Here is a 26568-nt window from a genome sequence, read left to right as displayed (position 1 = left end):
TGCGACGCATGAATGACGGAAACGAACCTCACCGGCGGCGTTTTCCGCAGCCTGCCCGGAAATCCGCAAGAAAGGCGGTTGTCAGGGCGATCCAGCCGTCGCTAGCTGTGAATCAGGATCACCAGCGAAAACCGGAGGCGCCATGCTTTTCCGACGCATTCTTGCCGCCGCTGCGGCGGCGCTGATCCTGGGCGGAGCGGCCCTCGCGCAGGATGGCCAGGATGCGGGTCCGCGGTTCTTTCGCATCGGCACCGGCAGCACCGCCGGAACCTATTATCCCATAGGCAGCCTGCTGGCCGATGCGATCTCGGCCCCGCCCGGGGCGCGGGCCTGCAAGACCGGCCAAGCCTGCGGGGTGCCGGGGCTGGTGGCCTCGGCCCAGGCCACCAACGGTTCGGTGGCCAATGCGGTCGCGATCCAGGCGGGCGCCCTGGAATCGGGCTTCGTCCAGGGCGACATCGCCGCCTGGGCCTATTCCGGCACCGGCATCTGGCAGGACCGGCCCCCGGCCGACAAGCTGCGCGCCATCGCCAATCTCTATCCCGAATCGATCCATCTGGTCGCGCGCAGGCCGCCGGCATCGCCTCGGTCGCCGATCTTAGAGGCAAGCGGGTGTCGCTGGACGAGCCGGGCTCGGGCACGCTGGTCGATACGCAGATCATCCTGGCCGGCGCCGGACTGTCCGAACAGGACATCCTCGCCCAGTATCTGCCCCTGAGCCGTGCCGTCGAGGAAATGGGTCAGGGCCGGTTGGATGCGCTGTTTTTCGTCGGCGGGTATCCCGCCGGCGCCATCGCGGAACTGGCCAGCCAGCAGGACCTGGCGATCCTGCCCATCGACGGCGCCCTGGCCGAGGCGCTGATCGCCCGGCACGGGTTCCTTGCCCGCAGCATCATCCCTGCCGGCACCTACCAGGGTCAGGAGGCCGAGGTGCATACGATCTCGGTCGGGGCGGAATGGGTCACTTCGGCCGACCAGCCCGAGGCGCTGATCCACGACATTACCCGGGCGCTGTGGAACGACCGCACCCGCCGCCTGCTGGAAGCCGGACATGCCCGCGGCCGCGACATCTTGGCCGAACGCGCGCTGGAGGGCCTTGCCATCCCGCTGCACCCGGGCGCCGCGCGATATTACCGCGAGGCGGGGCTGCTGAAATAGGCCGACTTGGCACAAGTCTGTGGATAAGACCCTACGACTCGGCGGGCATGGGCTGTGGAGAGCGTCGCCCGGTCTTGCGCCCTGTGCATGGACGGGCCGAAGGCAGCGTGAACGAACCGTGTTTCTCCACATGTCCAGAACTGGCGGCAAGCGATCAACAGGCTGTGGAAAAGAAAAATTTTCACAAACTTATCCACAGAGGCTTCGTCTTTATTTCTTTGTTCTAAAATGAAAAAATTATTAACGAATGATTAACGCCCAAGTTTTCCCCAGAGGCCTGCGGCTGGGGGTTTCCGTCCCGGACCCAGGATTTCCCGCTGTCCACAGGCCCAACAACTACATCATCTTCTTTATCTTCTTCTTCTTTTGATAGAGGAGAAGACGCGGAGGTGACCGATGACCGATCTGCTGGCTCTTGCTTATCCCTGGACCAAAGCGCTGCATGTGATGGCGGTGATTTCCTGGATGGCGGGGCTGTTCTACCTGCCGCGGCTGTTCGTCTATCATGCCGAACGCGGCCAGCAGGGGCCGGAGCCGGTGCAATCCTTCCGGATCATGGAAGAGAAACTTCTGCGCATGATCATGAACCCGGCCATGGTGGTCAGCTGGGTCGCCGGACTGGCGCTGGTGCTGACGCCGGGGATCGTCGATTGGACGATGGTCTGGCCCTGGACCAAGGCGGCGGGGGTGCTGGGCATGACCTGGTTTCACATGTGGCTGGCCGGCCAGCGCAAGGCGCTGCTGGCCGGGCACGGGCTGACCGGGCGGCGCTATCGGATGATGAACGAACTGCCGACGCTGCTCATGGCGCTGATCGTGCTCTCGGTGATCGTGAAGTTCTGAAGAATTGACTCGCCGCCACATTGTGCCTATGTGACGCCTGTCCGCCGTCCGGCGGAATCTTTCCAGATACAGTTTTCCGCGCGGACCGATTCCTGTCGGTCATGGCGCATATAGGCGAGCGATGACCGAAGAACGTCTTAACCTGTCCGATCTCAAGGCCAAGAGTCCGGCCGACCTGCTGTCCATGGCCGAGGAATGGGAGATCGAGAACGCCTCGACCATGCGCAAGGGCGAGATGATGTTCTCGCTGCTCAAGGAACATGCCGAGGACGGTTGGGACATCGGCGGCGACGGCGTGCTCGAGGTGGTGCAGGACGGTTTCGGTTTCCTGCGCTCGACCGAGGCGAACTACCTGCCCGGCCCGGACGACATCTATGTCAGCCCCGAGATGATCCGGCAGCACAGCCTGCGCACCGGCGATACCGTCGAAGGCGTGATTCGCGCCCCGGGCGAGAACGAGCGCTATTTCGCCCTGACCAAGGTCGAGCGGATCAATTTCGAGCATCCCGAGAAGGCGCGCCACAAGGTTGCCTTCGACAACCTGACGCCGCTTTATCCGAACGATCGGCTGAAAATGGAGATCGAGGACCCGACGATCAAGGACCGCTCGGCCCGGATCATCGATCTGGTCGCGCCCATCGGCAAGGGCCAGCGTTCGCTGATCGTGGCACCGCCGCGCACCGGCAAGACCGTGCTGCTGCAGAACATTGCCCATTCTATCGCCAACAACCATCCTGAATGCTACCTGATCGTGCTGCTGATCGACGAGCGACCGGAAGAGGTGACGGACATGCAGCGCTCGGTCAAGGGAGAGGTGGTATCGTCAACCTTTGATGAACCGGCCAGCCGGCATGTCGCCGTTTCGGAAATGGTCATCGAAAAGGCAAAACGTTTGGTCGAACACAAACGAGATGTTGTGATTCTGTTAGATTCGATAACAAGGCTTGGTAGGGCATTCAATACTGTGGTGCCGAGCTCGGGCAAGGTCCTGACCGGCGGTGTGGACGCGAACGCGTTGCAGCGTCCGAAACGCTTCTTCGGCGCCGCCCGGAATATCGAGGAAGGCGGCTCGCTGACCATTATCGCCACGGCCCTGATCGACACCGGCTCGCGCATGGATGAAGTGATTTTCGAGGAATTCAAGGGTACCGGCAACAGCGAGATCGTCCTGGATCGCAAAGTGGCGGACAAGCGGGTCTTCCCGGCGATGGACATCCTGAAATCCGGTACCCGCAAGGAAGAGCTGCTGGTCGATGCCAAGGATCTGCAAAAGACCTATCTGCTGCGGCGCATCCTGAACCCGATGGGCACCACGGACGCGATCGAATTCCTGATCTCGAAGCTGAAGCAGACCAAGACCAACGGCGAATTCTTCGATTCGATGAACGCCTGACGGCGCGGAGGATGCGGTGGACACGATCTTTGCCGAGGCGACGCCTCCCGGTCGGGGGGGCGTTTCCGTCGTTCGCCTGAGCGGGCCGCTGGCGCGGACCACGCTGGAATCGCTTGCCGGACCCCTGCCGGAACCCCGCCGAACCACGCTTCGGGCGTTGCGGGACGGTGGCGATCTGATCGACCGCGCCTTGGTGGTCTGGTTCGAGGAAGGCGGCAGCTTCACCGGCGAAGAAACCGCCGAATTGCATCTGCATGGTGCCCCGGTCATTGCCAATCGACTGTCTCATGCTCTCCTGGCGCGGGGATTGCGCCGGGCCGAGGCCGGAGAGTTCAGTCGACGGGCCTTCCTGAACGGCCGCATGGATTTGGCCGAAGCGGAAGGGCTGGCGGATCTGCTCTCAGCCGAGACCGAAGCGCAACGGCGCCTGGCCATGCGCGCTGCCGAGGGCGAATTGGGTGAAAAGTCCGATGCCTTGCGCGTCAAACTGATCCGCGCCGGCGCCTTGGTCGAGGCGAGCATCGATTTTGCCGATGAAGACGTTCCTGAAGACGTTCCTGCCGAGGTTTTCGCGCTTATCGAAGGGGTGAAAAACGATATCCGGCAGTTGCTTGCGGCTTATCCTGCCACCGAGCGCTTGCGGCAGGGCTACGAGGTTGCCATTATCGGACCACCGAATGCCGGAAAGTCGACACTTCTGAATCGTATCGGCCAACGTGAGATCGCGCTAGTGTCGGACATTGCCGGTACGACGCGCGATACTCTGGAATTGCGCACCGATCTGCGAGGCCTGCCTGTCACTTTCCTTGACACGGCGGGATTGCGCGAGAGTCGAGATCCAGTCGAAGCAATGGGCATTGCCCGGGCGCGCAAGCGTGCAGCAGAAGCCGATCTGCGGATCTATCTCTCGGAAGACGGCCGCCCTGTCGAAGTCCAGGACGATGAAGATATTTCATTGCGTTCCAAGGCTGATCTGGGAAACGCGACTGGTCCGGCTATTTCGGCCTTGACCGGGGAAGGGGTCGCGGAACTTCTCGATCTGGTCTATGATCGACTGCGAGTTAGGGCCGCTGATTCCGGCTTGGTCGGCCATAAGCGTCAGGCTGAGGCATTAGAGCGAGTGTTGCGGGCGTTGGAGATCGACAACAGCTTGGCGCCGGAGTTTCTGGCCGAATCGCTGCGGCACGCCTCGCATGCCCTCGCGATGATGGTGGGCCGGGTCGGAGCAGAGGATTATCTGGACGAAATCTTCAGCTCGTTTTGCATCGGAAAGTAAGGTTTCACGTGAAACAATTCGACGTAATCGTGGTGGGCGGGGGTCATGCAGGCGTTGAGGCTGCAATGGCTGCGGCCCGGATGGGCGGAGATACCGCCTTGGTCACGTTGACCGAACAGGATCTGGGGACAATGTCCTGCAATCCTGCGATCGGCGGACTGGGAAAAGGCCACTTGGTGCGAGAAATCGATGCCCTGGACGGGGTAATGGGGCGAATGGCAGACGCCGCTGGGATACAGTTCCGGCTGCTGAATCGGCGCAAGGGCCCGGCAGTTCAAGGACCCCGCGCGCAGGCAGATCGCAGCCTCTACCGCGCAGCGACTACAGCGGCGGTGAAGGCGCAGGAAGGCTTGCAACTCATCTTAGGCGAGGCCGCCGCGATTTTGCATGAGAAGGGCCGGGTGACAGGCCTGCGGCTGGCCGATGGCGAAGAGTTCGCAACAGAGCAATTGGTGCTGACGACAGGCACCTTTCTGAACGGCCTTATCCATATCGGAGAAGTAACACGGCAAGCGGGTCGCTGGGGCGGAACCGCCTCCCGATCCTTGGCGGCTTCACTGCAGCCGCTGGGTCTGCCGCTGGGCCGGCTGAAAACCGGTACCCCGCCGCGGATCGAGCGCGCAAGCATTGACTGGGACAGTCTGGACCAGCAGCCGGGCGACGACGACCCGGCGATGTTTTCCTATCTCAATTCCGTGCCTTGCGTGCCGCAGATCAGCTGTGCCATCACCCATACAAATGCTCAAACGCATCGCATTATCCGTGATAATCTTTCTCGTTCTGCCATGTATAGTGGCAGGATCGACGGGGTGGGGCCGCGCTATTGTCCCTCCATCGAGGATAAGATCTTGCGTTTTTCCGAGAAGGAATCTCACCAGATCTTTTTGGAACCGGAAGGATTGGATAGCCCGCTGGTTTATCCGAACGGGATTTCGACTTCGCTCCCGGAAGAGGTCCAACTTGCCTATGTGCACTCGATCCTCGGTCTTGAGCATGCCCGGATCGTTCAGCCGGGTTATGCCGTCGAATATGACTATGTCGACCCGCGCGCACTGACCCCCTCTCTGGAGGTGAAGACCCTGTCGGGTCTTTTCCTAGCAGGGCAGATCAATGGTACGACCGGATATGAAGAGGCCGCTGCGCAAGGTCTGGTGGCCGGTCTGAACGCTGCTTTGAAGGCTCAGCGCCGTGCTCCAATTCATTTCAGCCGCTCGGAAAGCTATATTGGCGTGATGATAGACGATTTGGTAAGCCGCGGTGTGAGTGAGCCCTATCGCATGTTTACGTCCAGGGCAGAGTTCCGCTTGTCGCTTCGTGCGGACAATGCGGATCAAAGGCTGACACCGCTGGGCATCGAAATCGGTTGTGTCAGCACTGCGCGCAGGAATAGCTTCAACGAGAAGATCCGTCGATACTCCACTGCCCGGACGCGTGCGGAAAGCATCAGTTTTACGCCGACCGAATTGTCGCGGCTCGGAATCGACGTGCGGCAGGACGGAACAAGGCGAAGTTTGTTCGCTTTGCTGGCGCAACAGGATATTGAATTGGAACAAGTGCTTGCTTTGGATTCGGAACTGGCTGGATACGATGCGCGGACGGTTCGGCAACTGGCGATCGACGCGCTTTATCGGCAGTATACGGATCGGCAGGAGAGAGATGCCGAATTGCTTCGGAAGGAAGAAGCGGTCAGCATTCCGCAACATTTCGATTATGCGGTGATTTCCGGTCTGTCGAATGAATTGAAAGCAAAGCTGACCCAGCTTCGTCCAGCTAGCCTAGCCGCTGCGGCGCAGATCGAGGGGATGACGCCAGCGGCGCTTACCTTGATCTTGGCTGTTCTCCGCTCTGGCCAGCGCCGAAGCGCATGATGACTGTTTCACGTGAAACACAGTTGCAGGCTTATGCCGCATTGTTGCGCAAGTGGAATTCTGCAATCAATCTGATCGCGCCCAGCACGATTGACCATGTCGAATCCCGACATATCGCCGATTCGCTGCAGCTTGCCCAGCTCTCCTTCGGCGCCGAAGGACGGTGGGTTGATCTTGGCAGCGGTGGTGGTTTGCCGGGTATGGTGGTCGCGATTGCAAGGCCGGATTTGGCTGTCGAATTGGTGGAAAGCGATCAGCGTAAAGCTGCTTTCCTCCGCAACTGTATCCGCAACCTATCGCTCCCTAATGTCACGGTGCTTTGCAAGCGGATCGAGGAGCTTGATCGACTCGATGCGATGAATATCAGCGCAAGGGCGCTTGCCCCGTTACCTCAGCTTATGGCATATGTGGGGCAGCATCTTGCTCCGCAGGGGACAGGCTGGCTCATGAAAGGGCGGAACTGGCAAAAAGAGGTCGCTGAGGCGCGGAAGAACTGGTTATTCGACCTGAAGACGCATCCCAGCCGCACTGAACCTGATGCGGCCATTCTGGAGATCACGGGAATTCGACATGCCTGATACACGCATCATTGCCGTTGCAAACCAGAAGGGCGGGGTGGGAAAAACCACGACGGCAATCAATCTGGGCGCTGCCTTGGCTGAACAGGGCAATAAAGTGGTCATCATTGACCTGGACCCACAGGGAAATGCATCGACCGGCTTGGGTGTGCCGGTGGAAGAGCGCAACACGACCTCTTATGATCTTCTTGCCGGAGAGCAGGTTCTGAGCCAGACTCTTCAGGACACCGACATCACGAATTTGCGCATCGTGCCGTCGAATCGAGATCTGGCCTCGGCCGATTTCGACCTTTCAAATCGTCCAGGACGAACCCAGCTTTTGCGCCGAAAGCTGTCCCAGCCATCGGAATTCGACTATATCTTGATCGATTGTCCGCCCGCATTGGGTCTGTTGACGGTCAATGCGATGGTGGCTGCCGACAGCGTTCTGGTGCCCCTGCAGGCCGAATTCTATGCGCTGGAAGGATTGTCGCAGCTGCTGATGACGGTGCGCGAGGTGCGCCAGACCGCCAATCCGGACCTGCGGATCGAAGGCGTGCTGCTGACCATGTCCGACAGCCGGAACAACCTTTCGCAACAGGTCGAGGCAGATGCACGCAGTACGCTCTCTGGGCTGGTCTATCGAACCGTGATTCCGCGGAATGTCCGGCTGTCCGAGGCGCCTTCGCATGCGATGCCGGTCTTGCAATACGATCCGAACTCCAAGGGAACCGCCGCCTATCGCGAGTTGGCCAAGGAGTTTCTCTCCCGTCAGCTCGCCACCGTCTAGTGAGGAAGAATGTCCGATAACAAGCTTGAAAAGCGCGGGTTGGGCCGTGGTCTTTCGGCGCTCATGGCAGATGTCGATCTGATCCCTTCCGAGCGGCCGGCACCGCGGCAGGTGCTGCCGGTCGAACAGCTGACACCGAATCCGGACCAGCCGCGGCGCAGTTTTGCGGTTGAAGCCCTTCAGGAATTGGCGGAGTCGTTGAAGACGCGCGGCATGCTGCAGCCGCTGATCGTGCGCCCGCACCCCAGCGACCGTGGGCTTTACCAGATCGTGGCCGGTGAGCGGCGTTGGCGCGCAGCACAGATCGCGCAATTGCACGAGGTTCCGGTCATCGTTCGCGATTTCACCGATACCGAGGTGTTGGAAGTTGCCATCGTCGAGAATATCCAGCGGGCGGATCTGAATGCGATCGAAGAGGCGGCTTCCTATCGGCAACTCATGGACCGCTTCGGTCATACGCAAGAGAAGCTGGCCGAGGCCTTGAACAAAAGTCGCAGCCATATCGCGAACCTGCTTCGGCTTCTCAACCTGCCGGAGCAGGTGCAATCCTGGCTCAAGGAAGGCAAGCTGAGCGCCGGTCATGCCCGGGCCTTGATCACGGCGCCGAATGCCGTCGAACTAGCGCGCAAGATCATCGAGAAGAATCTTTCCGTCCGCGAGACCGAGGAACTGGTCCGCCGCCAAGCCGAAGGGGCAGCCGCCAAGCCACGGGCCGTGAAGCCCGAGAAGGACGCCGACACCCGGGTTCTGGAGGGGGATCTTTCCGCACATCTCAAGATGAAGGTGGCGATCAATCATCGCGGGGCAGAGGGAGGCCAGCTGGTGATCACCTATCGCGACCTGGATCAGCTGGATCGGCTGTGTCAGGCCCTTGCGGGCGATTGAACCACATTTTGTAGTTCAACAGATACAGAAATACAAATTCTATGAAGAAACCCCGGAGAAATCCGGGGTTTTCTATGTGCAGCTGTGGCGGAATTCAGTTCGCAGGCGTCGAACTGACCCCAACCTTTGCAGGGCGCAACAGCCGATCATGTAACATGAAGCCGTTGTCCATCACCTGGATGATGGTGCCGGCCAAGGTGCCAGGCACCGGAGCCTCGAACATCGCTTCATGCTGTTGCGGATCGAACTTGTCACCCAGCGCCGGGGTGATGACGCGGATGCCGTGCTTGGCAAAGACGTTGTTCAACTCGCGCAGGGTCAGCTCCACGCCCTCGATCAAGGCCGCCGCCGCAGTCCGCTGTTCGTCACCGGCGGCATCCAGCGCCCGGCTCAGCGCGTCATGCACCGGCAGCAGGTCGCGCGCCAGGCGCGAGCCGCCATATTGCTCGGCATCGCGGCGCTCTTTGTCGGCGCGCTTGCGGGCGTTCTCGGCATCGGCCAGCGCGCGCATGAAACGGTCGCGATATTCGTCCCGCTCGGCGACCAGCGCCTCGACATCGGGCGAGGGCGCCTCATCGGCCAGCGGATCAATGAAATCCTCGTCCAGCGGGCTGCCGTTCGGGTTTTCCTTCGTCATATCCTCATCATCCTTTCCGGCCAGAGATCATCCGGCCGACAAGTTGCGCAGTGTAATCCACGATCGGCACGATGCGACCATAATTCAGCCGCGTCGGACCGATGACGCCGACCGCGCCAACAATCTTTCGGTCGGCATTCATATAGGGTGAAACCACCAGAGAGGAACCGGAAAGTGAAAAAAGCTTGTTCTCGGAACCGATGAAAATCCGCACGCCCTCGCCATGTTCGGCCAGTTCCAGGAAATCGGCGATGTCGCGCTTGCGTTCCAGGTCGTCGAAGAGCGAGCGGATGCGGTCCAGGTCCGACGCCTCGTCGGCCAGAAGATTGGCGCGGCCCCGCACGATCAGCCGTGCGTCCGAGCCCTCGCCGTCCCACATCGCCAGGCCCGAGGCGATCAGCGCCGCCGCCATCTGGTCCAGCTTCTGCCGGCTCGCCTCGATCTCGCGGCTGATGCCGCGGCGCAGGTCGGCCAGGGTGCGGCCCTCGGCCACGGCGTTCAGGAAATTCGCCGCCTCGCGCATGGAACTGGCGGTATGGCCGGCGGGCGGCGTAAAGACCCGGTTCTCGACCCGGCCGTCGGCAAAGACCAGCACCACCAGCGCCCGGTCCGGCGCCAGGCTGACGAATTCGATATGCCGCACCGGCGCCTCTTGCCGGGGCATCAGCACCAGCGAGGCGCCATGCGTCAGCGCCGACAGCGCCGTGCTGACCCGGTCCAGCATGGCGCCGGTATCGCCGCTGTCGTTGTCCAGCGTCTCCTCGATCATCTCGCGGTCGGTGGCGGACACCGGCCCGGCCTCCATCAGCCCGTCCACGAACAGCCGCAGCCCCAGCTGCGTCGGCAGCCGCCCGGCCGAGACATGCGGATGATCCAGAAGGCCCAGGTGTTCGAGGTCCTGCATGACGTTGCGGACGGTGGCGGCGCTGACCTTTTCGGTCATGTCGCGGGTCAGCGTGCGCGAGCCGACGGGCTCGCCGGTCGCCAGGTAGGATTCCACCACGCGGCGGAACACCTCGCGGGAGCGGTCGTTCAGGTCGGTCAGGATGGCTTTTTCGTGCATGGCGGCGGGTCGGGCGTTCTCGGGTTGCGGTCGGGGGGCCTGGACCTGTATTTGAACGGCAAAACCCCCGAAAGGAATGACAGATGCGCCCCTCAGGCCGGAATTTAAGCGATATGCGCCCGATTTCAATCGAAACGGGGATCATGCGTCATGCCGAGGGCTCTTGCATGATCTCTTGCGGCAACACCCGCGTGCTGTGCTCGGCCAGCATCGAGGAAAAGGCGCCGCCCTTCCTGAAAGGTTCGGGGCAGGGCTGGGTGACGGCCGAATACGGCATGCTGCCGCGCGCCACCAACACCCGCAACCGGCGCGAGGCGGCCGCGGGCAAGCAATCCGGCCGCACCCAGGAGATCCAGCGCCTGATCGGCCGCGCCCTGCGCGCCGGCGTGGACCGGCGCGCCCTGGGCGAGCGGCAGATCGTCATCGACTGCGACGTGATCCAGGCCGACGGCGGCACCCGCTGCGCCTCGATCACCGGCGGCTGGGTGGCGCTGCGGCTGGCGGTGAACAAGCTGCTCAAGGCCAATATCATCTCGACCGACCCGATCATGGACCATGTCGCGGCGGTGTCCTGCGGCATCTACGCCGGCCAGCCGGTGCTGGACCTCGACTATGCCGAGGACAGCGAGGCCGGCACCGACGGCAATTTCATCATCACCGGCGCCGGCCGGCTGATCGAGGTGCAGATGTCGGCCGAGGGCGCCACCTTCTCGCGCCCCGAGATGAACCAGTTGCTGGACCTGGCCGAGGCCGGCGTCTCCGAACTGGTCGCCGCCCAGAAAGCCGCCGTGGCATGAGGTCCTTTGCCGAGAAGAAGCTGCTGGTCGCCACCCACAACGCCGGCAAGCTGGACGAAATCCGCGCCATGATGGCGCCGCATGGCATCGCGGTCACCAGCGCCGGCGAGATGGGTCTGCCCGAGCCGGCCGAGACCGAGTCGAGCTTCATCGGCAACGCCCGCATCAAGGCCCGCGCCGCGATGCAGGCGACCGGGCTGCCGGTGCTGGCCGACGACAGCGGCATCACCGTGGACGGGCTGGACGGGGCGCCCGGCGTCTATACCGCCGATTGGGCAGAGACGCCGAGCGGCCGCGATTTCCTGCAGGCCATGACCCGGACCTGGAACGAACTCGACGCCCGCAACGTCCCCGAGCCGCGCACCGCCCAGTTCCGGGCCACGCTGATCCTGTTGTGGCCGGACGGGCATGAGGAGATCTTCGAGGGCGTCGCCCCCGGCCGGCTGGTCTGGCCGCCGCGCGGCGTGCAGGGCCATGGCTACGACCCGATCTTCGTCCCCGACGGCCACGACATCACCTATGCCGAGATGACCGCCGAGGAAAAGAACCACATCAGCCATCGCGCCGATGCCTTCCGCAAGCTGGAGGCGGCCTTTGCGTAGGATCTCGACCGGCTCGCCCTTCGAGACCGCGCTCGGCTACAGCCGTGCCGTCGTGAAAGGCCCGTGGTGCTTCGTCTCGGGCACCACGGGTTACGATTACGCCGCCATGGCGATGCCCGACGGCGCCGCCGACCAGGCCCGCAACGCCTTGGCCACCATCTTTGCCACCCTGGCCGAGGCCGGCTTCGCGCCCGGGGACATCGCGCGGGTGCAATACACGCTGACCGACGCCGCGCTGCTGGACGAGATCGCGCCGGTGCTGGGCGAGGCGATGAAAGATGCGTTACCCGCCGCGACCATGGTTGTCGCCGGGCTGATCCGACCCGAAATGAAGGTCGAGATCGAAGTGACCGCCTTCAGGGAATGACAGCCGCGCCCGCAGCCCTTGCCACGGACGACCCTCTTGCCGACGACTGGCGGGCAGGGGGCTTTGCGCTTTACGTCCATTGGCCCTTCTGCGCCGCGAAATGCCCCTATTGCGATTTCAACAGCCATGTGACGGCCGGGATCGACCAGCCGCGCTGGCTGGCCGCCTATCGGGCCGAGATCGCCCGGCTGGGCCGCGAAACCCCGGGTCGGGTGCTGAACAGCATCTTCTTCGGCGGCGGCACCCCCAGCCTGATGGCGCCCGAGACCGTGGCCGGGGTGATCGAATCTGCCCGCGCCGCCTGGCCCTTCGCCAATGACATCGAGATCACGCTGGAGGCCAACCCGACCAGCGTCGAGACCGGGCGCTTCCGCGCCTATGCCGATGCGGGGGTCAACCGTGTCTCGATGGGCATTCAGGCGCTGAACGACGGCGACCTGCGCCGGCTGGGCCGGATGCATTCGGTGGCCGAGGCCCGCGCCGCCTTCGACATTGCCCGCGACTGTTTCACGCGGGTCAGCTTCGACCTGATCTATGCCCGCCAGGACCAGGACCGCGCGCATTGGCGCCGCGAACTGGCCGAGGCGCTGTCGATGGCGGTCGATCACCTCTCGGCCTATCAACTGACCATCGAGCCGGGCACCGCCTTCGGCGCCCGTCACGCCAAGGGCGGGTTGAAGGGCCTGCCCGACGACGACCTGTCCGCCGACATGTATCTCGACACGCAAGAGATCTGCGCGGCGGCGGGGATGCCGGCCTATGAGATCTCGAACCACGCCCGGCCGGGGTCGGAAAGCCGGCACAACCTGGTTTATTGGCGGCAGGGCGACTGGGCGGCGGTCGGCCCCGGCGCGCATGGCCGGCTGACGCTGCCCGGGACCCGCTGGGCGACCGAGGCGCATCGCGCCCCCGGCGCCTGGCTGGATGCGGTGCAGGCTCAGGGCAGCGGCGACAGCCTGCGCGACCGATTGACGCTGTCCGACCGCGGGCTGGAATATCTGCTGATGTCGATGCGGCTGGCCGAGGGGATGCAGGTCTCGCGCTACCACGCCCATGGCGGGCGGCTGCCGCAACGGCAGCTTGCGGATCTGATCGGGCTCGGGCTCGTTACCCATCGGGGCGAACGGCTGGCTGCGACTGCGGCCGGCCGCCCCGTCCTGAATGCAATCCTGCGCGAACTGGCGGAGTAAGATGCGTTTGCTGTTTCTTGGCCTCGGGTGGCTGTCGCTGGGCCTGGGCGTGATCGGAGCCTTCCTGCCCGTGCTGCCGACGGTGCCCTTCCTGCTGGTCGCGGTCTGGGCCTTTGCGCAATCCTCGCCCCGGCTGTCGGCGCGCATCCTGCGCCATCCGACCTTCGGCCCGCCGATCCGGGCCTGGCGCAAGAACGGCACCGTCGGCCGCAAGGCCAAGATCTGGGCCGTCGCCGCCATGGCCTGCGGCGTCGGCTGGGCGCTGTGGCTGGGCCTCGATTCGCGCATCGTCGCGGTTCAGGCGCTGACCTGCGCCGCCGTCGGCGCCTGGCTGGTCACCCGGCCCGAGCCATAAGCTGCTGGCGGTTACAACCTTTTGCCCACTTGCCGGCGATACCCCGCCGGCGCGAACCTGCTTGCGAACAAGGTTCATCGGAGGGGAGAACCATGGCAGACACTTCGGGAGTGAAGATTCACCCGGCCGTCGACAACGGCATCAAGCCCGCCAAGCCGGGATTTTCCGGCGGCAGCCTGCACTGCAAATGCGCCTCGAACCCCGTGCGCGTCGCCGTCAAGGCGCAGACCGCGCATAACCACGTCTGCGGCTGCACCAAATGCTGGAAGCCCGAGGGCGCGATCTTCTCGCAGGTGGCCGTGGTCGGCCGCGACGCCGTCGAGGTGCTGGAAGGCGCCGAAAAGCTGGAGATCGTCAACAAGGACGCGCCGATCCAGCGCCACCGCTGCAAGGATTGCGGCGTCCACATGTACGGCCGGATCGAGAACAAGGACCACCCGTTCTATGGCCTCGACTTCGTCCATACCGAACTCTCGGACGAGGACGGCTGGGCCGAGCCGCAATTCGCGGCCTTCGTCAGCTCGGTGATCGAATCGGGCGTCGATCCCTCGCGCATGGACGGCATCCGCGCCCGGCTGCGGGAACTGGGCCTGGAACCCTATGACGCGCTGTCGCCGCCGCTGATGGATGCCATCGCGACGCATATCGCCAAGCGATCGGGCGCATTGCCGGCTTGACCGCAGCCACCAGACGGGAAACATCCCTGGGGCCGGTTCTCCGGCCCCTATGACATGAAAAGACCAGAGGCCCGCCCGGCCGAACGCAAGGAGAGCAAGTCATGAGAACACGCGCCGCCGTCGCCCTTGAGGCCGGGAAGCCGCTGGAAGTCATGGAGGTCAACCTCGAAGGCCCGAAGCCCGGCGAGGTCCTGGTCGAGATCAAGGCCACCGGCATCTGCCACACCGACGAATTCACCCTGTCGGGCGCCGACCCCGAGGGCGTCTTCCCCGCCATCCTGGGCCATGAAGGCGCGGGCGTGGTGCTGGAAGTCGGCGCCGGCGTGACCTCGGTCAAGCCCGGCGATCACGTCATCCCGCTCTATACGCCCGAGTGCCGGCAATGCGCGTCCTGCCTGTCGGGCAAGACCAACATGTGCCACGCCATCCGCGCCACCCAGGGCCAGGGGCTGATGCCCGACGGCACCACCCGCTTCTCGATGCTGGACGGCACCCCGATCCGGCACTACATGGGCTGCTCGACCTTCGCCAACCATACCGTGCTGCCGGAAATCTCGGTCGCCAAGGTGCGCGAGGACGCGCCCTTCGACAAGATCTGCTACATCGGCTGCGGCGTCACCACCGGCATCGGCGCGGTGATCTATACCGCCAAGGTGGAAATCGGTGCCAAGGCGGTGGTCTTTGGCCTGGGCGGCATCGGGTTGAACGTGATCCAGGGCCTGCGCCTGGCCGGCGCCGACATGATCATCGGCGTCGACCTGAACGACGGCAAGAAGGAAATGGCCGAGCGCTTCGGCATGACCCATTTCATCAACCCCAAGAACGTCGAGAACGTGGTCCAGGAAATCGTCAACATGACGAAGACGCCCTTCGACCAGATCGGCGGCGCCGACTACAGCTTCGACTGCACCGGCAACGTGAACGTCATGCGCCAGGCGCTGGAATGCACCCATCGCGGCTGGGGCCAGTCGATCATCATCGGCGTGGCGCCGGCGGGCGCGGAAATCAGCACCCGCCCGTTCCAGCTGGTCACCGGGCGGGTCTGGAAGGGCTCGGCCTTCGGCGGCGCCCGCGGCCGGACCGACGTGCCGAAGATCGTGGACTGGTACATGGACGGCAAGATCGAGATCGACCCGATGATCACCCACACGCTGAAGCTCGAGGACATCAACAAGGGCTTCGACCTGATGCATGCCGGAGAATCCATCCGCTCGGTCGTCCTTTACTGATCGGTAACGGCTGCTTAGTTACAAGGACGGCGGGGACGGGCGACCTTTCCCGCCGTCAACATGAAAGGACCGATCATGGCTCAGCACTTCCATCTGGACGACGAAGAAGAAGACGACCGCCCGCAAGAAGGCCAGAAGGACGAAGGGCTGGGCCTGCCGGAAGGCGACAAGATCGGCAAGCTGTATTTCAAGTCGCGCACGGTGATCGTCGCCGGGCCGATCAACGACAAGCTGGCGCAGCGCACCGTGGCGCATCTGCTGGCCCTGGCCGAGGACAGCGACAAGCCGATCAACATGCTGATCAGTTCGCCCGGCGGCCATGTCGAATCGGGCGACATGATCCATGACGTGATCAAGTTCATCCGCCCCACCGTGCGCACCATCGGCTCGGGCTGGGTCGCCAGCGCCGGCGCGCTGATCTTTGTCGCGGCGAAGAAGGAAAACCGCTTCTGCCTGCCGAACACCCGCTTCCTGATCCACCAGCCCTCGGGCGGGATCGGCGGCACGTCCTCGGACATGATGATCCAGGCCGAGCAGGTGCGGCTGATGCGCGACCGCCTGAACCAGATCTTCGCCGAGGCGACCGGCCAGCCGATCGAGCGCATCGAGAAGGACACCCAGCGCGACTTCTGGCTGAACACGCAAGAGGCGCTGGACTATGGCCTGCTGGGCAAGGTGATCCGTTCGGTGGACGAACTGGAATGACCGGCGGCGGGACCGCGATCCGTCCCGCCACGCCCGAGGATCACGAGGCGATCTGGCGGATCCTGAAGCCGGTCTATCGCGCGGGCGAGACCTATTGCATCCCGCCCGACATCACCCGGGACGAGGCGCTGGCGGATTGGTTCGCCGCGCCCTTCACCGTCTTCGTGGCCGAAGCGGACGGGCTGGTGCTGGGCACCAGCCATGTCGGCCGCAATCGGCCCGGCCCGGCGGCCCATGTCGCCAACGCCAGCTTCGCGACCCATCCCTCGGCCCGCGACCGCGGCATCGCCCGCGCGCTGGTCGCCCATGCCAAGGACTGGGCGCGAAACCAGGGGTTCCGGGCGATGCAGTTCAATTTCGTCGTCGCGACCAATGCCGATGCCGTTCATTCGTGGCAAAAGGCCGGCTTCGATATTGTCGGCCGCTTGCCGGGCGCGTTTCTTCATCCGCAACATGGCTATGTCGATGCGCTGGTCATGTTCCACGACCTGACAGGAGGACAGCCATGACCCTGGCTTACGAAACCGTTTCCGAGAACCGCAGCTTCGGCGGCACGCAGGGCGTCTATCGCCACAAGTCGCAGGCCACGGGCACCGACATGACCTTCGCCATCTACCTGCCGCCGCAGGCCGAACACGGCCGCGTGCCGGTGCTGTGGTATCTGTCGGGCCTGACCTGCACGCATGAGAATGCGATGACCAAGGCCGGGGCGCAGGAATGGGCGGCGGAATACGGCATCGCGGTGATCTTTCCCGACACCTCGCCGCGCGGCGAGGGCGTGGCCAACGACGAGGCCTATGACCTGGGCCAGGGCGCCGGCTTCTATGTCGATGCCACGCAAGCGCCCTGGGCGCCGCATTTCCGCATGTGGCACTATGTCACCCACGAACTGCCGGAACTGGTCTTCGACAATTTCGCGCTGGACCGCGACGCGCAGGGCATCACCGGCCATTCCATGGGCGGCCATGGTGCGCTGACCATCGCCATGACCTTCCCCGAACGCTACCGCTCGGTCTCGGCCTTCGCGCCGATCGCGAATCCCTCGGAAAGCGACTGGGGCCGCAAGCAGTTCACCGCCTATCTGGGCGAGGACAAGACCGCCTGGTCCCGGCACGATTCGACGCTGCTGATGCGCGAGCGCGGCTATCCCGGCGAGGTGCTGATCGACCAGGGCGCCAGCGACCAGTTCCTGGACCTGCTCAAGCCCGAAGCCCTGGCCCATGCGATGATGGAGCGCCGCCAGCCCGGCGCGTTCCGCATGCAGGAAGGTTATGATCACAGCTATTTCTTCGTGCAGACCTTCATGGGCGACCACATCCGCTGGCATGCCGAGCGGCTGGGCTGACCCCGGAGAGGAGCGGCGGCAGGCACCAGGGTCGTTTGACCCCATACCTATTGCCGAATTTCCCTAATACTTTGGTTTCAGGTTCCGGCCGCCCGCGTTGACGCATGGTCGGCCGGAGCCGAACCTTCCATACAGGTGCTGCGCTGGAGGGCGCGATCCACCATGGGAGGGAAATCATGAAAAATCTGCTGAACGGCGCCTGCCTTGCGCTGCTCATGTCCGGCTCGGCGGCGTTTGCCAACGACAGCGTGCTGGCCGAGATCGCCAAGCCCGAGCAATGGGCGCTCCAGACCGGCGACTATGCCAACACCCGCTATTCGACGCTGGACCAGATCAACAAGGACAACGTCAAGGATCTGCGCGTCGCCTGGACCTTCTCGACCGGGGTGCTGCGCGGGCATGAGGGCGCGCCCCTGGTGATCGGCGACGTGATGTATGTGCATACGCCGTTTCCGAACAACGTCTTTGCGTTGGACCTGAACGACAACGGCAAGATCCTGTGGCGCTATGAGCCGCAGCAGGATCCGAACGTGATCGCGGTGATGTGCTGCGACACTGTGAACCGCGGTCTCGGCTATGCCGACGGCATGATCCTGCTGGGCCAGGCCGACACGACGGTGGTGGCGCTGGACGCCAAGACCGGCGAGGTGAAATGGTCCACCAAGGTCGGCGACCCCGCCATCGGCGAGACCCTGACCGCCACCGTCGTCCCGGTCAAGGACAAGGCCATGGTCGGCATCTCGGGCGGCGAATATGGCGTGCGCGGGCGCATGACGGCGCTGAACCTCAAGGACGGCAGCGTGGCCTGGAAGGCCTATTCCACCGGCCCCGACGACGAGATGCTGGTCGATCCCGAAAAGACCACCGCGCTGGGCAAGCCGATCGGCAAGGACAGCTCGCTGAACAGTTGGGAAGGCGACCAGTGGAAGATCGGCGGCGGCACGATCTGGGGCTGGTTCTCGTATGATCCGGACCTGAACCTGATCTATTACGGCACCGGCAACCCCTCGACCTGGAACCCGTCGCAGCGTCCGGGCGACAACAAGTGGTCGATGACCATCATGGCCCGCGATCCCGACACCGGCATGGCGAAATGGTTCTACCAGATGACGCCCCACGACGAATGGGACTATGACGGCGTCAACGAGATGATCCTGACCAACCAGCAGATCGACGGCAAGGACCGCAAGCTGCTGACCCATTTCGACCGCAACGGCCTTGGCTATACCATGGACCGCGAGACGGGCGAACTTCTGGTGGCCGAGAAATTCGACCCGGCGGTGAACTGGACCACCGGCGTCGACATGGACCCGAACTCGGAAACCTATGGCCGGCCGGCGGTGGTGGCACAATATTCGACCGACCAGAACGGCGAGGACGAGAACTCCACCGGCATCTGCCCGGCGGCGCTGGGCAGCAAGGACATGCAGCCGGCGGCCTTCTCGCCCAAGACCAACCTGTTCTATGTGCCGACCAACCACGTCTGCATGGACTATGAACCGTTCCGCGTCGCCTATACCGCCGGCCAGCCCTATGTCGGGGCCACGCTGTCGATGTATCCGGCGCCGAACAGCCACGGCGGCATGGGCAACTTCATCGCCTGGGACAACACCAAGGGCGAGATCAAGTGGTCGCTGCCGGAACAGTTCTCGGTCTGGTCGGGCGCCCTGGCCACCGCGGGCGACGTGGTCTTCTACGGCACGCTGGAAGGCTATCTGAAAGCCGTGGACTCCGAGACCGGCAAGGAACTCTACAAGTTCAAGACCCCGTCGGGCATCATCGGCAACGTCATGACCTATGAGCATGGCGGCAAGCAGTATATCGGCATCCTCTCGGGCGTCGGCGGCTGGGCCGGCATCGGCCTGGCGGCGGGTCTGACCAACCCGAACGAGGGCCTGGGTGCGGTCGGCGGCTATGCCTCGCTGTCGCAATACACCGAACTGGGCGGTCAGCTGACCGTGTTCGAGCTGCCCGGCTAATACTTTGGTGCAGAAACGCGAACTGTGACTCGTCAGGCTCCGCCCGGGGAAAATACCCTTGGGCGGAGCAGCCATTCAACGGGTGCCAGTCAGGGAGGAATTCATGACCAGCAAGACCACCGCCAGTCTGATGGCGATGTGCATCGCCTGCGCCGCGGGCGCCATCGCCTCGACCGCCATCGCCCAGGACGCGCCGCAGGATCCGGCACAGTCGGGCGCGGGGGCCGCCGCCGCCGTCTCGGGCGATGCCCAGCAGCAAGCCCAGCAACCGGCCGCCAGCGACGACGCCGCTCCTGCCGCCGAAGAGGGGCTGGAGGTCAAGCAGGAGGACGGCAAGCTCGTCCTGCCCAATGGTCAGGACATGACCCCCGACCACATGGAGAACGGCCGCTGGTACACCGCCGATGACATCCCGACCTTCAAGATCGCCGAGGACGGCACCATCGACTACGCCACCTTCTCGGGCTACCGGCGCTATTCGGCGGAATGCCACGTTTGCCACGGCCCGGACGGCGAAGGTTCGACCTATGCGCCGGCGCTGAAGAATTCGGTTCTGAAGCTGGACTATTACGATTTCCAGGAAATCGTCGCCTCGGGCAAGCAAGAGGTGAACAAGGCCGCCAACCTGGTGATGCCGGCCTTCGGGACCAACAAGAACGTCTGGTGCTACGTGGACGACATCTATGTCTATCTGGTGGCGCGGGGCGCCGGAGACCTGCCGCGCGGCCGTCCGGCGAAGAAGGAAAGCAAGTCCGACGAATTCACGGCGCAGGAAGATTCCTGCATGAACGGATGAAACGCGCCCTCGCCCTTGCCGGGTTTCTGACCTGCGTCGCAGTCGCGGCTTCGGCGCAGGTCGCCGACCTGCGCTCCAAGACCGAGCTTCGGGTCTGCGCCGATCCGGCCGCCGTGCCGATGTCGGTGCAGGACGGCTCGGGGTTCGAGAACCGGATCGCCCAGCTTCTGGGCGAAAAGCTGGGCCAGCCGGTGGTCTATACCTGGTTCCCGCAGGGTCCGGGCTTCATCCGTCATACCCTGCGCGCCGGGATTTGCGACCTGGTCATCGGCTATGCCCAGGGCGACGAGATGGTGCTGAACACCAACCATTACTACACCTCGGCCTATGGCATCGTGACCCGTCGCGACAGCCCGCTGGCGGCGGTCGAGACGCTTGAGGATCCGGCGCTGAAGGACCATCCGATCGGCGTGGTCGCCGGCACGCCGCCCGCCACCAACCTGGCCAAGGCGGGGCTGGCCAAGGACATGCGCGGCTGGGACCTGTTCGTGGACCGCCGCACCGAGGACCCGGTGGGCGAGATGCTGGCACAGGTGAAATCGGGCGAACTGGCGGCCGCCGTGATCTGGGGGCCGTTGGCCGGCCCTCTGGTCAAGCAGGACCCCGAGCTGCAATTCACGCCGCTGCTCAAGGAAACCTCGGGGCCGCGCATGTTCTATCGCATCACCATGGGCGTGCGGCTGGGCGAGGACGCCTGGAAGCGGCAGCTGAACAGCCTGATCCGCCGACACCAGGATGAGATCGACGCCATCCTGCGCGATGCCGGGGTGCCGATCCTGGACGATTACGGCAAGGGGGAAAAACCGTGACGCCCCGGCTGCCGGTCCTGGTCCTGGCCTTGGCGCTGACCGCCGGCGCCGCCCTGGCCCAGGTGCCCGAGCCCGAGGGTTTCCGCGGCGAGCCCTATCGCGCGCCGCTGCCGGCCACGCTGGCCGGCGCCCATGTCATCGACGACGCCGAGGCCAAGGCGCTGCACGACAAGGGCGTGCCTTTCCTCGACATGCTGCCGCGCCAGCAGCGGCCGGACAATCTGCCCGAGGGCACGCTCTGGAACGCGCCGCCGCACCGGACCATTCCCGGCGCGGTCTGGCTTTACGACACCGGCTATCAGCAGCTGGCCCCGGCCGAGACGGCGCGGCTGGCCGACGGGCTGGCTCTGGCTACCCGGGGCGACAAGACGGCACCGGTGGTCATCTTCTGCAAGGCCGATTGCTGGATGAGCTGGAATGCCGCCAAGCGCGCCGTCGGCCTGGGCTATACGGCGGTGAACTGGTATCCCCGGGGCATCGACGGCTGGCAGGACATGGGCGGCGAGCTGGTGGTCACTCCTGCCGGCCCGTGAAGGCGCCGAAGGCACGCGGACCATCCGGCAATTCGATCTCGCGGGTGATCTGCAGGCGGGCGGCGTCGATCCAGACCAGCGTGTTGCTGTCCCAATGCGCCACCACCACGCCCGAGCCGTCGGGCAGGGCGGCGATCCCTTCGGGATAATCGCCGGTTTCCAGGGTTGCTGTCACCCCCAGCGTCTCGGGGTCGAAGACCGTGACCGTGCCGGCATATTGGTCGGTGACGAAGCCGCGCCCGCCGGCGAAGGCGACGCCATAGGGATGGCTGCCGGTCGGGACCTGCCCGATCATCCGTCCCGCCTGCGGGTCGATCACGCTGACGGTGTCGCTTTGCACATCCGCCGTCCACAGCCGCCCGGCGTGAAAGGCCACCGCATAGGGGTGCCGGCCGACCGCGACGCGGGCCCTGACCGCCCCGGTCGCGGCATCGTAGATCGAGACCCGGTCGTCGTCGCGGTCCGCCGTGGCGACCAGGATCCCGTCCGTGGCCACGCCGGCAGGCGCGCGCCCGGTCGGCACCGACCACAGCTCGCGCAGCTCTGCATCCAGCCGGATCAGCCGACCCTGATACCATTCGGTGATGAAAACCCCGCCGTCGGCTGCCGCAGCGATGCCGAAGGCGCCCTCGGGCAGGTCCCGCCCGCCGATCTCCAGGCCGTCCTCGTCCAGCACGGTAAGCCGACCGGTCTGGGCCGCGACGACATAGGCGCGGCCATGGCCGGGATCATAGGCGACGGGCGCCGGGGCGCCGGGCAGGGCCACCTTGGCCCGCACCACGCCGGAGCCCAGGTCGATCACCGACACCGCCCCGGCGTTCTGCGACGTGATAAAGGCCAGGTCGGCGGCCCCCGCCGGCCCGGCCAGCAACAGCAGGGCCAGCCAGCGGATCATTCCGCCTTGCCGAACCTTTCCGCCAGCGCGTCGAGGCCGCCCTGATACACCCCGGTCACCGCCTTGATCGCCGCTTCGTCGTTCTGGTCGGCGGGCGGGTTGTTGTTGGGATAGCCGCGATAGAAGCCGCCCTTCCAACTGACCAGCGCCTTGCCGCCCTCGTCCTTCACGCACAGGGTCGAGGCGTAATTCGTCACCGGCAGCACCGAGACCTCGACCTTTTCGATGCGATAGGCGTAGCAGCGCTTCTCGGGCTGCCATTTCGCCAGAACCTCGGTGATGGTCGGATCGCCGCTGTCGGCTTTCAGATGCAGCACCCGTTCGGATTTCTCGGGCTGGTCGGTCGAGCCGTCGCCGGCGATCTCGGTGCTGGCGATGGCGGGATGCCAGCTCATGTCGTCGAACTTGCCGATCACCGCCCAGACCTCGTCCGGGGTCGCATCCAGCTTCTGATCCAGTTCCAGCTTCAGCCGGACCGGCCCATGGGCCTCGGCCGCCGTCGCCAGCGCCATGGCGGCGCCAAGGGTAAGGGCCAGAACTCGGTTCATGCTTTCCTCCTTGCCATGCGCGGCCCGCCAGCCTCGTCACTGGCCGGGCGCCTGGTTGCGACCATGCGCCCGCCCGCCCGGCGCCGTCCATAAGACAAACGTATCGGGTCATTTTCCCTGGGCGGAAACAGGGCAATTGTCGGGTTGGCGGGGGCGGATTACCCCGGCATGATAAGACCGGGAGGATCGCCATGAAAGGCAGAATCATCATACTTTCGGCTGGGTTGGCCCTGGCAGGCCCGGCGCTTGCGCAGGATTCCGCGTCTCCGCAGCCGCAAACCGTTCATGCCGCCGTCCTGCGTGTGGACATGCCGCGGCTGCCGCCGATCTCGCGGCTGGACACGCTGCCGGGAGATCTGGGCTTTGCCGGCGCCCGGCTGGCGATCGAGGATAATGACACCACCGGCCGCTTCATGGGCCAGGATTTCGAGGCGGCAGAGGTGACCGCCACGCCCGAGACCGCCGCGGCCGAGATGGACAAGCTGCTGGACCAGGGCGTGCCCTTCATCGTCACGCTAGCCGACGACGCGACGACGCTGGCGCTGGCCGACCAGGCCGGCGACAAGGCGCTGGTGCTGAACGCCCGGGCGCGGGGCGACACCCTGCGCGGCAAGGATTGCCGGGCCAATGTCATCCATACCGCGCCCAGCCAGGCCATGCTGACCGATGCGCTGGCGCAGTTCCTGGTCTGGAAGAAATGGCCGAACTGGTTCCTGGTCGCCGGCAGCCATCCCGACGACATCGCGCTGGCCGACGCCTATCGCCGCGCCGCGACCAAGTTCGGCGCCAAGATCGTCGAGGAACGCACCTATGAGGACACCGGCGGCAGCCGGCGCAGCGACAGCGGCCATGTCCAGGTCCAGCAGCAGATGCCGGTCTTTACCCAGCGCGCGCCAGCCTATGACGTGCTGATCGCGGCCGATGAAAACGATGTTTTCGCCAACTGGCTGCCCTATGAGACCTGGGACGCGCGCCCGGTCGCGGGCTCGGCCGGGCTGGTGCCGCGCAGCTGGGCGCCCTCGCTGGAGGCCTGGGGCGCGATGCAGTTCCAGAACCGCTTCGAGAAGCTGGCAAACCGCCCGATCCGCGAGGAGGACTATCAGACCTGGGTCGCCCTGCGCATGATCGGCGAGGCCGCGACAAGGACGCAAAGCACCGACGCGACCGCGATCAGGGAATTCATGCTCTCGGACAAGTTCGAGGTCGCGGGCTTCAAGGGCCAGAAACTGACCGTGCGCGACTGGGACCACCAGCTGCGCCAGCCGATCCTGCTGGCGACGCCCGCGGTCACCGCCTCGGTCAGCCCGCAGGACCAGTATCTGCACCAGACCTCGGCGCTGGACACGCTGGGCATCGACCGTCCCGAAACCGAATGCAAGTTCTGAGGTGAACGATGAAAGCCGCAACCGCCATCCTGACCTCGGCCCTGTGCCTGGGTTTCGCCCTGCCGGCCGCCGCGAACCGGGTCTTCGTCAGTAACGAAAAGGGCAATGACGTCACCGTGCTCGACAGCGACACGCTGGAGGTGATCGGCACCTATCCGGTCGGCGCCCGCCCGCGCGGCATCACCATCAGCCCCGACGGGAAAGAGCTTTACGTCTGCGCCTCGGACGACGACCTGGTGCGGGTCTTCGACCCCGAGACCATGCAGGAGCTGCACACGCTGCCCTCGGGTCCCGATCCCGAACTGTTCGTGCTGCACCCCTCGGGCAATCCGCTTTACATCGCCAACGAGGACGACAACCTGGTCACCGTGGTCGATACCCAGACCCACAAGGTGCTGGCCGAGATCCCGGTCGGCGTCGAGCCCGAGGGCATGGGCGTCAGCCCCGACGGCAAGGTGGTGATCAACACCTCGGAAACCACCAACATGGCGCATTTCATCAATTCCGAGACCTTCGAGATCTTCGGCAACGTGCTGGTGGATTCGCGCCCGCGCTTTGCGCAATACAACGACCAGGGCACCAAGCTTTACGTGAGCGCCGAGATCGGCGGCACGGTCAGCGTGATCCACCCGGAGAACCAGACCATCGAGAAGAAGATCAGCTTCGAGATCCCGGGCGTCCTGCCCGAGGCGATCCAGCCGGTCGGCATCCGCGTGACCAAGGACGGCAAGAAGGTCTTTGTCGCGCTGGGCCCGGCGAACCGCGTCGCCGTCATCGACGGCGAAACCGACGAGGTTCAGGATTACCTGCTGGTCGGCCAGCGCGTCTGGCAGCTGGCCTTCACCCCCGACGAGAAATACCTGTTCACCACCAACGGCAATTCCAACGACGTGTCGGTGATCGACGTGGCCGCGATGAAGGTCGTCAAGTCCATTCCCGTCGGCCAGCAGCCCTGGGGCGTGGTCGTGGCGCCGAACTGATGAAAACCAACGGAGGAAACCCCATGACCCGTCTGCTGACCATCCTTCTGATCTCGCTGGGCCTTGCCGCTCCGGTCGCCGCGCAGGAGCAGAAGCCCGCGCCCAAGCCCGAGGCCGCCGCCGGCGCCGAGGCTGCCGCCCCGGCAGCCGAGGATGACGATGACGACGACGATGGCGAAGAAGCCGCGACCGAGGAGGGCGCGCATGAGGCCGGCGCCAAGTTCGACTATGGTTTCTCGGGCATGCTGGCGCGGGACAACCGCACCCAGCTGGCGCCGCTGACGCTGGCCTCGGGCAAGCCGGTGGCGACGGCGGAATACAAGCTGAAATCAGGCGGCTATTACCGCATCGACGTCACCGCCGACGGCAGCCAGGAACTGGCCCTGTCCGGCGGCGACTTCTTCCGCGCCGTCTGGATCAACGAAGTGGTGATCAACGACATCGAAATCCGGCCGATGGGCGTTCACTCCCTGGAATTCGACGACGCCGGCACCGCGACGATCAGCTTCATCGCCATCGTTCCGGGCCGCTATACGCTGTCGATTCCCGGCTCGCATGGCGAAACCCAGCAGGCCGTCTTCAACATCCAGTAGGAGCATCCCATGCTGAAACCCATTCTTTGCGCCGCTGCCCTGGCCTGGGCCGTGACCCCGGCGCTGGCGGCCGACGAACAGGACATGGCCTCGGCCGAAGAGACCGCCAAGGTCGCCGAGGCCATCGCCAGGATCGGCTGCAAGCCCGATCCCCAGGCGGGGGTCGAAAAGGAACGCGACGATCTTTACGAGGTCGACGACGCGCAATGCGAGATCGGCCAATACGACATCAAGCTGAACGCCGATTTCGTGATCACAAGCATGACGCTCGACTGAGCGCAGCCGGGCGCGGGCCGGTCCCGCGCCCCGTTTC

General features: G+C 64.7%; 29 protein-coding genes and 1 pseudogene. 26 read left to right on the top strand and 4 right to left on the bottom strand.

What is annotated here, in order from left to right:
- Positions 1 to 142: 142 nt before the first annotated feature.
- From JCM7685_RS01110 to JCM7685_RS01075, 8 genes and pseudogenes are all read left to right on the top strand, one after another.
- Positions 143 to 1158 (top strand): annotated as a pseudogene (locus JCM7685_RS01110) (TAXI family TRAP transporter solute-binding subunit).
- Positions 1159 to 1554: 396 nt separating this feature from the next.
- A complete protein-coding gene (locus JCM7685_RS01105; protein ID WP_074968564.1) occupies positions 1555 to 2001 on the top strand; it encodes a CopD family protein in 447 nt (148 codons plus the stop codon).
- 121 nt (positions 2002 to 2122) lie between these two features.
- Positions 2123 to 3394: a transcription termination factor Rho gene (gene rho / locus JCM7685_RS01100; protein WP_074968562.1), complete on the top strand. Its 1272-nt coding sequence runs from the start codon at positions 2123 to 2125 to the stop codon at positions 3392 to 3394.
- 16 nt (positions 3395 to 3410) lie between these two features.
- Entirely contained in the window at positions 3411 to 4670 is a 1260-nt protein-coding gene (gene mnmE / locus JCM7685_RS01095; protein ID WP_074968560.1) for a tRNA uridine-5-carboxymethylaminomethyl(34) synthesis GTPase MnmE, read from the top strand.
- 8 nt (positions 4671 to 4678) lie between these two features.
- On the top strand, positions 4679 to 6538 hold the full coding sequence (mnmG, locus tag JCM7685_RS01090; RefSeq protein ID WP_074968558.1) for a tRNA uridine-5-carboxymethylaminomethyl(34) synthesis enzyme MnmG: 1860 nt from the start codon (positions 4679 to 4681) through the stop codon (positions 6536 to 6538).
- The gene (gene rsmG / locus JCM7685_RS01085) at positions 6538 to 7116 is read left to right on the top strand and encodes a 16S rRNA (guanine(527)-N(7))-methyltransferase RsmG (RefSeq protein ID WP_074968556.1); all 579 of its coding nucleotides are present in this window, start codon (positions 6538 to 6540) and stop codon (positions 7114 to 7116) included. The genes mnmG and rsmG overlap by 1 nt, the downstream gene beginning before the upstream one ends.
- Positions 7109 to 7885: a ParA family protein gene (locus JCM7685_RS01080; RefSeq protein WP_074968554.1), complete on the top strand. Its 777-nt coding sequence runs from the start codon at positions 7109 to 7111 to the stop codon at positions 7883 to 7885. Before rsmG ends, JCM7685_RS01080 begins: the two co-directional genes overlap by 8 nt.
- Before the next feature lie 9 nt (positions 7886 to 7894).
- Positions 7895 to 8770 (top strand): ParB/RepB/Spo0J family partition protein, encoded by an 876-nt coding sequence (locus JCM7685_RS01075; RefSeq protein ID WP_074968552.1) that lies wholly within the window; start codon positions 7895 to 7897, stop codon positions 8768 to 8770.
- Between the two features lie 94 nt (positions 8771 to 8864).
- On the opposite strand, the gene JCM7685_RS01070 is transcribed toward JCM7685_RS01075, so the two are convergent.
- Both JCM7685_RS01070 and hrcA read right to left on the bottom strand, forming a co-directional pair.
- Positions 8865 to 9407 (bottom strand): nucleotide exchange factor GrpE, encoded by a 543-nt coding sequence (locus JCM7685_RS01070; RefSeq protein ID WP_074968550.1) that lies wholly within the window; start codon positions 9405 to 9407, stop codon positions 8865 to 8867.
- A 7-nt stretch (positions 9408 to 9414) separates the two neighbouring features.
- Entirely contained in the window at positions 9415 to 10470 is a 1056-nt protein-coding gene (hrcA, locus tag JCM7685_RS01065; RefSeq protein ID WP_074968548.1) for a heat-inducible transcriptional repressor HrcA, read from the bottom strand.
- 83 nt (positions 10471 to 10553) lie between these two features.
- On the opposite strand from hrcA, the gene rph reads away from it, so the two are divergent.
- The 14 genes from rph to JCM7685_RS00995 all read left to right on the top strand — a co-directional run bounded on the left by rph (position 10554) and on the right by JCM7685_RS00995 (position 21854).
- The gene (gene rph / locus JCM7685_RS01060; RefSeq protein WP_074968546.1) at positions 10554 to 11267 is read left to right on the top strand and encodes a ribonuclease PH; all 714 of its coding nucleotides are present in this window, start codon (positions 10554 to 10556) and stop codon (positions 11265 to 11267) included.
- The gene (rdgB, locus tag JCM7685_RS01055; protein ID WP_074968544.1) at positions 11264 to 11869 is read left to right on the top strand and encodes an RdgB/HAM1 family non-canonical purine NTP pyrophosphatase; all 606 of its coding nucleotides are present in this window, start codon (positions 11264 to 11266) and stop codon (positions 11867 to 11869) included. Before rph ends, rdgB begins: the two co-directional genes overlap by 4 nt.
- Entirely contained in the window at positions 11862 to 12236 is a 375-nt protein-coding gene (locus JCM7685_RS01050; RefSeq protein ID WP_074968542.1) for a RidA family protein, read from the top strand. Before rdgB ends, JCM7685_RS01050 begins: the two co-directional genes overlap by 8 nt.
- Positions 12233 to 13426 carry a radical SAM family heme chaperone HemW gene (hemW, locus tag JCM7685_RS01045; RefSeq protein WP_074968541.1) on the top strand — a complete coding sequence of 398 codons (1194 nt, stop codon included), beginning with the start codon at positions 12233 to 12235 and terminating at the stop codon, positions 13424 to 13426. Before JCM7685_RS01050 ends, hemW begins: the two co-directional genes overlap by 4 nt.
- Position 13427: 1 nt before the next feature.
- On the top strand, positions 13428 to 13781 hold the full coding sequence (locus JCM7685_RS01040) for a YbaN family protein (RefSeq protein ID WP_074968539.1): 354 nt from the start codon (positions 13428 to 13430) through the stop codon (positions 13779 to 13781).
- A gap of 92 nt (positions 13782 to 13873) precedes the next feature.
- A complete protein-coding gene (gfa, locus tag JCM7685_RS01035) occupies positions 13874 to 14458 on the top strand; it encodes an S-(hydroxymethyl)glutathione synthase (protein WP_074968538.1) in 585 nt (194 codons plus the stop codon).
- Between the two features lie 101 nt (positions 14459 to 14559).
- Entirely contained in the window at positions 14560 to 15687 is a 1128-nt protein-coding gene (locus JCM7685_RS01030; protein ID WP_074968537.1) for an S-(hydroxymethyl)glutathione dehydrogenase/class III alcohol dehydrogenase, read from the top strand.
- 75 nt (positions 15688 to 15762) lie between these two features.
- The gene (locus JCM7685_RS01025; RefSeq protein ID WP_074968536.1) at positions 15763 to 16392 is read left to right on the top strand and encodes an ATP-dependent Clp protease proteolytic subunit; all 630 of its coding nucleotides are present in this window, start codon (positions 15763 to 15765) and stop codon (positions 16390 to 16392) included.
- A complete protein-coding gene (locus JCM7685_RS01020; protein ID WP_074968535.1) occupies positions 16389 to 16901 on the top strand; it encodes a GNAT family N-acetyltransferase in 513 nt (170 codons plus the stop codon). Before JCM7685_RS01025 ends, JCM7685_RS01020 begins: the two co-directional genes overlap by 4 nt.
- Positions 16898 to 17737, top strand: a complete 840-nt coding sequence (gene fghA / locus JCM7685_RS01015) for an S-formylglutathione hydrolase (RefSeq protein ID WP_074968534.1) — start codon at positions 16898 to 16900, stop codon at positions 17735 to 17737. Before JCM7685_RS01020 ends, fghA begins: the two co-directional genes overlap by 4 nt.
- A 176-nt stretch (positions 17738 to 17913) precedes the next feature.
- A complete protein-coding gene (locus JCM7685_RS01010; RefSeq protein ID WP_074968533.1) occupies positions 17914 to 19716 on the top strand; it encodes a methanol/ethanol family PQQ-dependent dehydrogenase in 1803 nt (600 codons plus the stop codon).
- Between the two features lie 103 nt (positions 19717 to 19819).
- Positions 19820 to 20512, top strand: a complete 693-nt coding sequence (locus tag JCM7685_RS20130) for a c-type cytochrome, methanol metabolism-related (protein WP_074968532.1) — start codon at positions 19820 to 19822, stop codon at positions 20510 to 20512.
- On the top strand, positions 20509 to 21321 hold the full coding sequence (locus JCM7685_RS01000; RefSeq protein ID WP_074968531.1) for a substrate-binding domain-containing protein: 813 nt from the start codon (positions 20509 to 20511) through the stop codon (positions 21319 to 21321). Before JCM7685_RS20130 ends, JCM7685_RS01000 begins: the two co-directional genes overlap by 4 nt.
- Positions 21318 to 21854, top strand: coding sequence for a PQQ-dependent catabolism-associated CXXCW motif protein (locus JCM7685_RS00995; RefSeq protein WP_231964670.1), 537 nt, complete (start codon positions 21318 to 21320; stop codon positions 21852 to 21854). Before JCM7685_RS01000 ends, JCM7685_RS00995 begins: the two co-directional genes overlap by 4 nt.
- On the opposite strand, the gene JCM7685_RS00990 is transcribed toward JCM7685_RS00995, so the two are convergent.
- Both JCM7685_RS00990 and JCM7685_RS00985 read right to left on the bottom strand, forming a co-directional pair.
- Positions 21835 to 22749, bottom strand: coding sequence for a YncE family protein (locus JCM7685_RS00990; protein ID WP_074968530.1), 915 nt, complete (start codon positions 22747 to 22749; stop codon positions 21835 to 21837). The genes JCM7685_RS00995 and JCM7685_RS00990 overlap by 20 nt on opposite strands.
- Positions 22746 to 23297, bottom strand: coding sequence for an SRPBCC family protein (locus JCM7685_RS00985; protein ID WP_074968529.1), 552 nt, complete (start codon positions 23295 to 23297; stop codon positions 22746 to 22748). The genes JCM7685_RS00990 and JCM7685_RS00985 overlap by 4 nt, the downstream gene beginning before the upstream one ends.
- Positions 23298 to 23488: 191 nt before the next feature.
- Here JCM7685_RS00985 and JCM7685_RS00980 point away from each other — a divergent pair, with 191 nt between their 5' ends.
- From JCM7685_RS00980 to JCM7685_RS00965, 4 genes are read left to right on the top strand one after another with little or no spacing between them, the layout of a single operon-like run.
- Complete coding sequence (locus JCM7685_RS00980) at positions 23489 to 24682, top strand: ABC transporter substrate-binding protein (RefSeq protein WP_074968521.1); 1194 nt, start codon at positions 23489 to 23491, stop codon at positions 24680 to 24682.
- An 8-nt stretch (positions 24683 to 24690) separates the two neighbouring features.
- Positions 24691 to 25662 (top strand): YVTN family beta-propeller repeat protein, encoded by a 972-nt coding sequence (locus JCM7685_RS00975; protein ID WP_074968518.1) that lies wholly within the window; start codon positions 24691 to 24693, stop codon positions 25660 to 25662.
- Positions 25663 to 25685: 23 nt separating this feature from the next.
- On the top strand, positions 25686 to 26255 hold the full coding sequence (locus JCM7685_RS00970) for a cupredoxin domain-containing protein (protein WP_074968517.1): 570 nt from the start codon (positions 25686 to 25688) through the stop codon (positions 26253 to 26255).
- Positions 26256 to 26264: 9 nt separating this feature from the next.
- Positions 26265 to 26531, top strand: coding sequence for a hypothetical protein (locus JCM7685_RS00965; protein ID WP_074968515.1), 267 nt, complete (start codon positions 26265 to 26267; stop codon positions 26529 to 26531).
- Positions 26532 to 26568: the final 37 nt, after the last annotated feature.

Source organism: Paracoccus aminovorans (assembly GCF_900005615.1).
In the GTDB taxonomy this organism is placed as follows: Bacteria; Pseudomonadota; Alphaproteobacteria; order Rhodobacterales; family Rhodobacteraceae; genus Paracoccus; species Paracoccus aminovorans.
The sequence above is the reverse complement of the archived record's forward strand: the minus strand, read 5'-3'. Positions and strand labels throughout refer to the sequence as shown.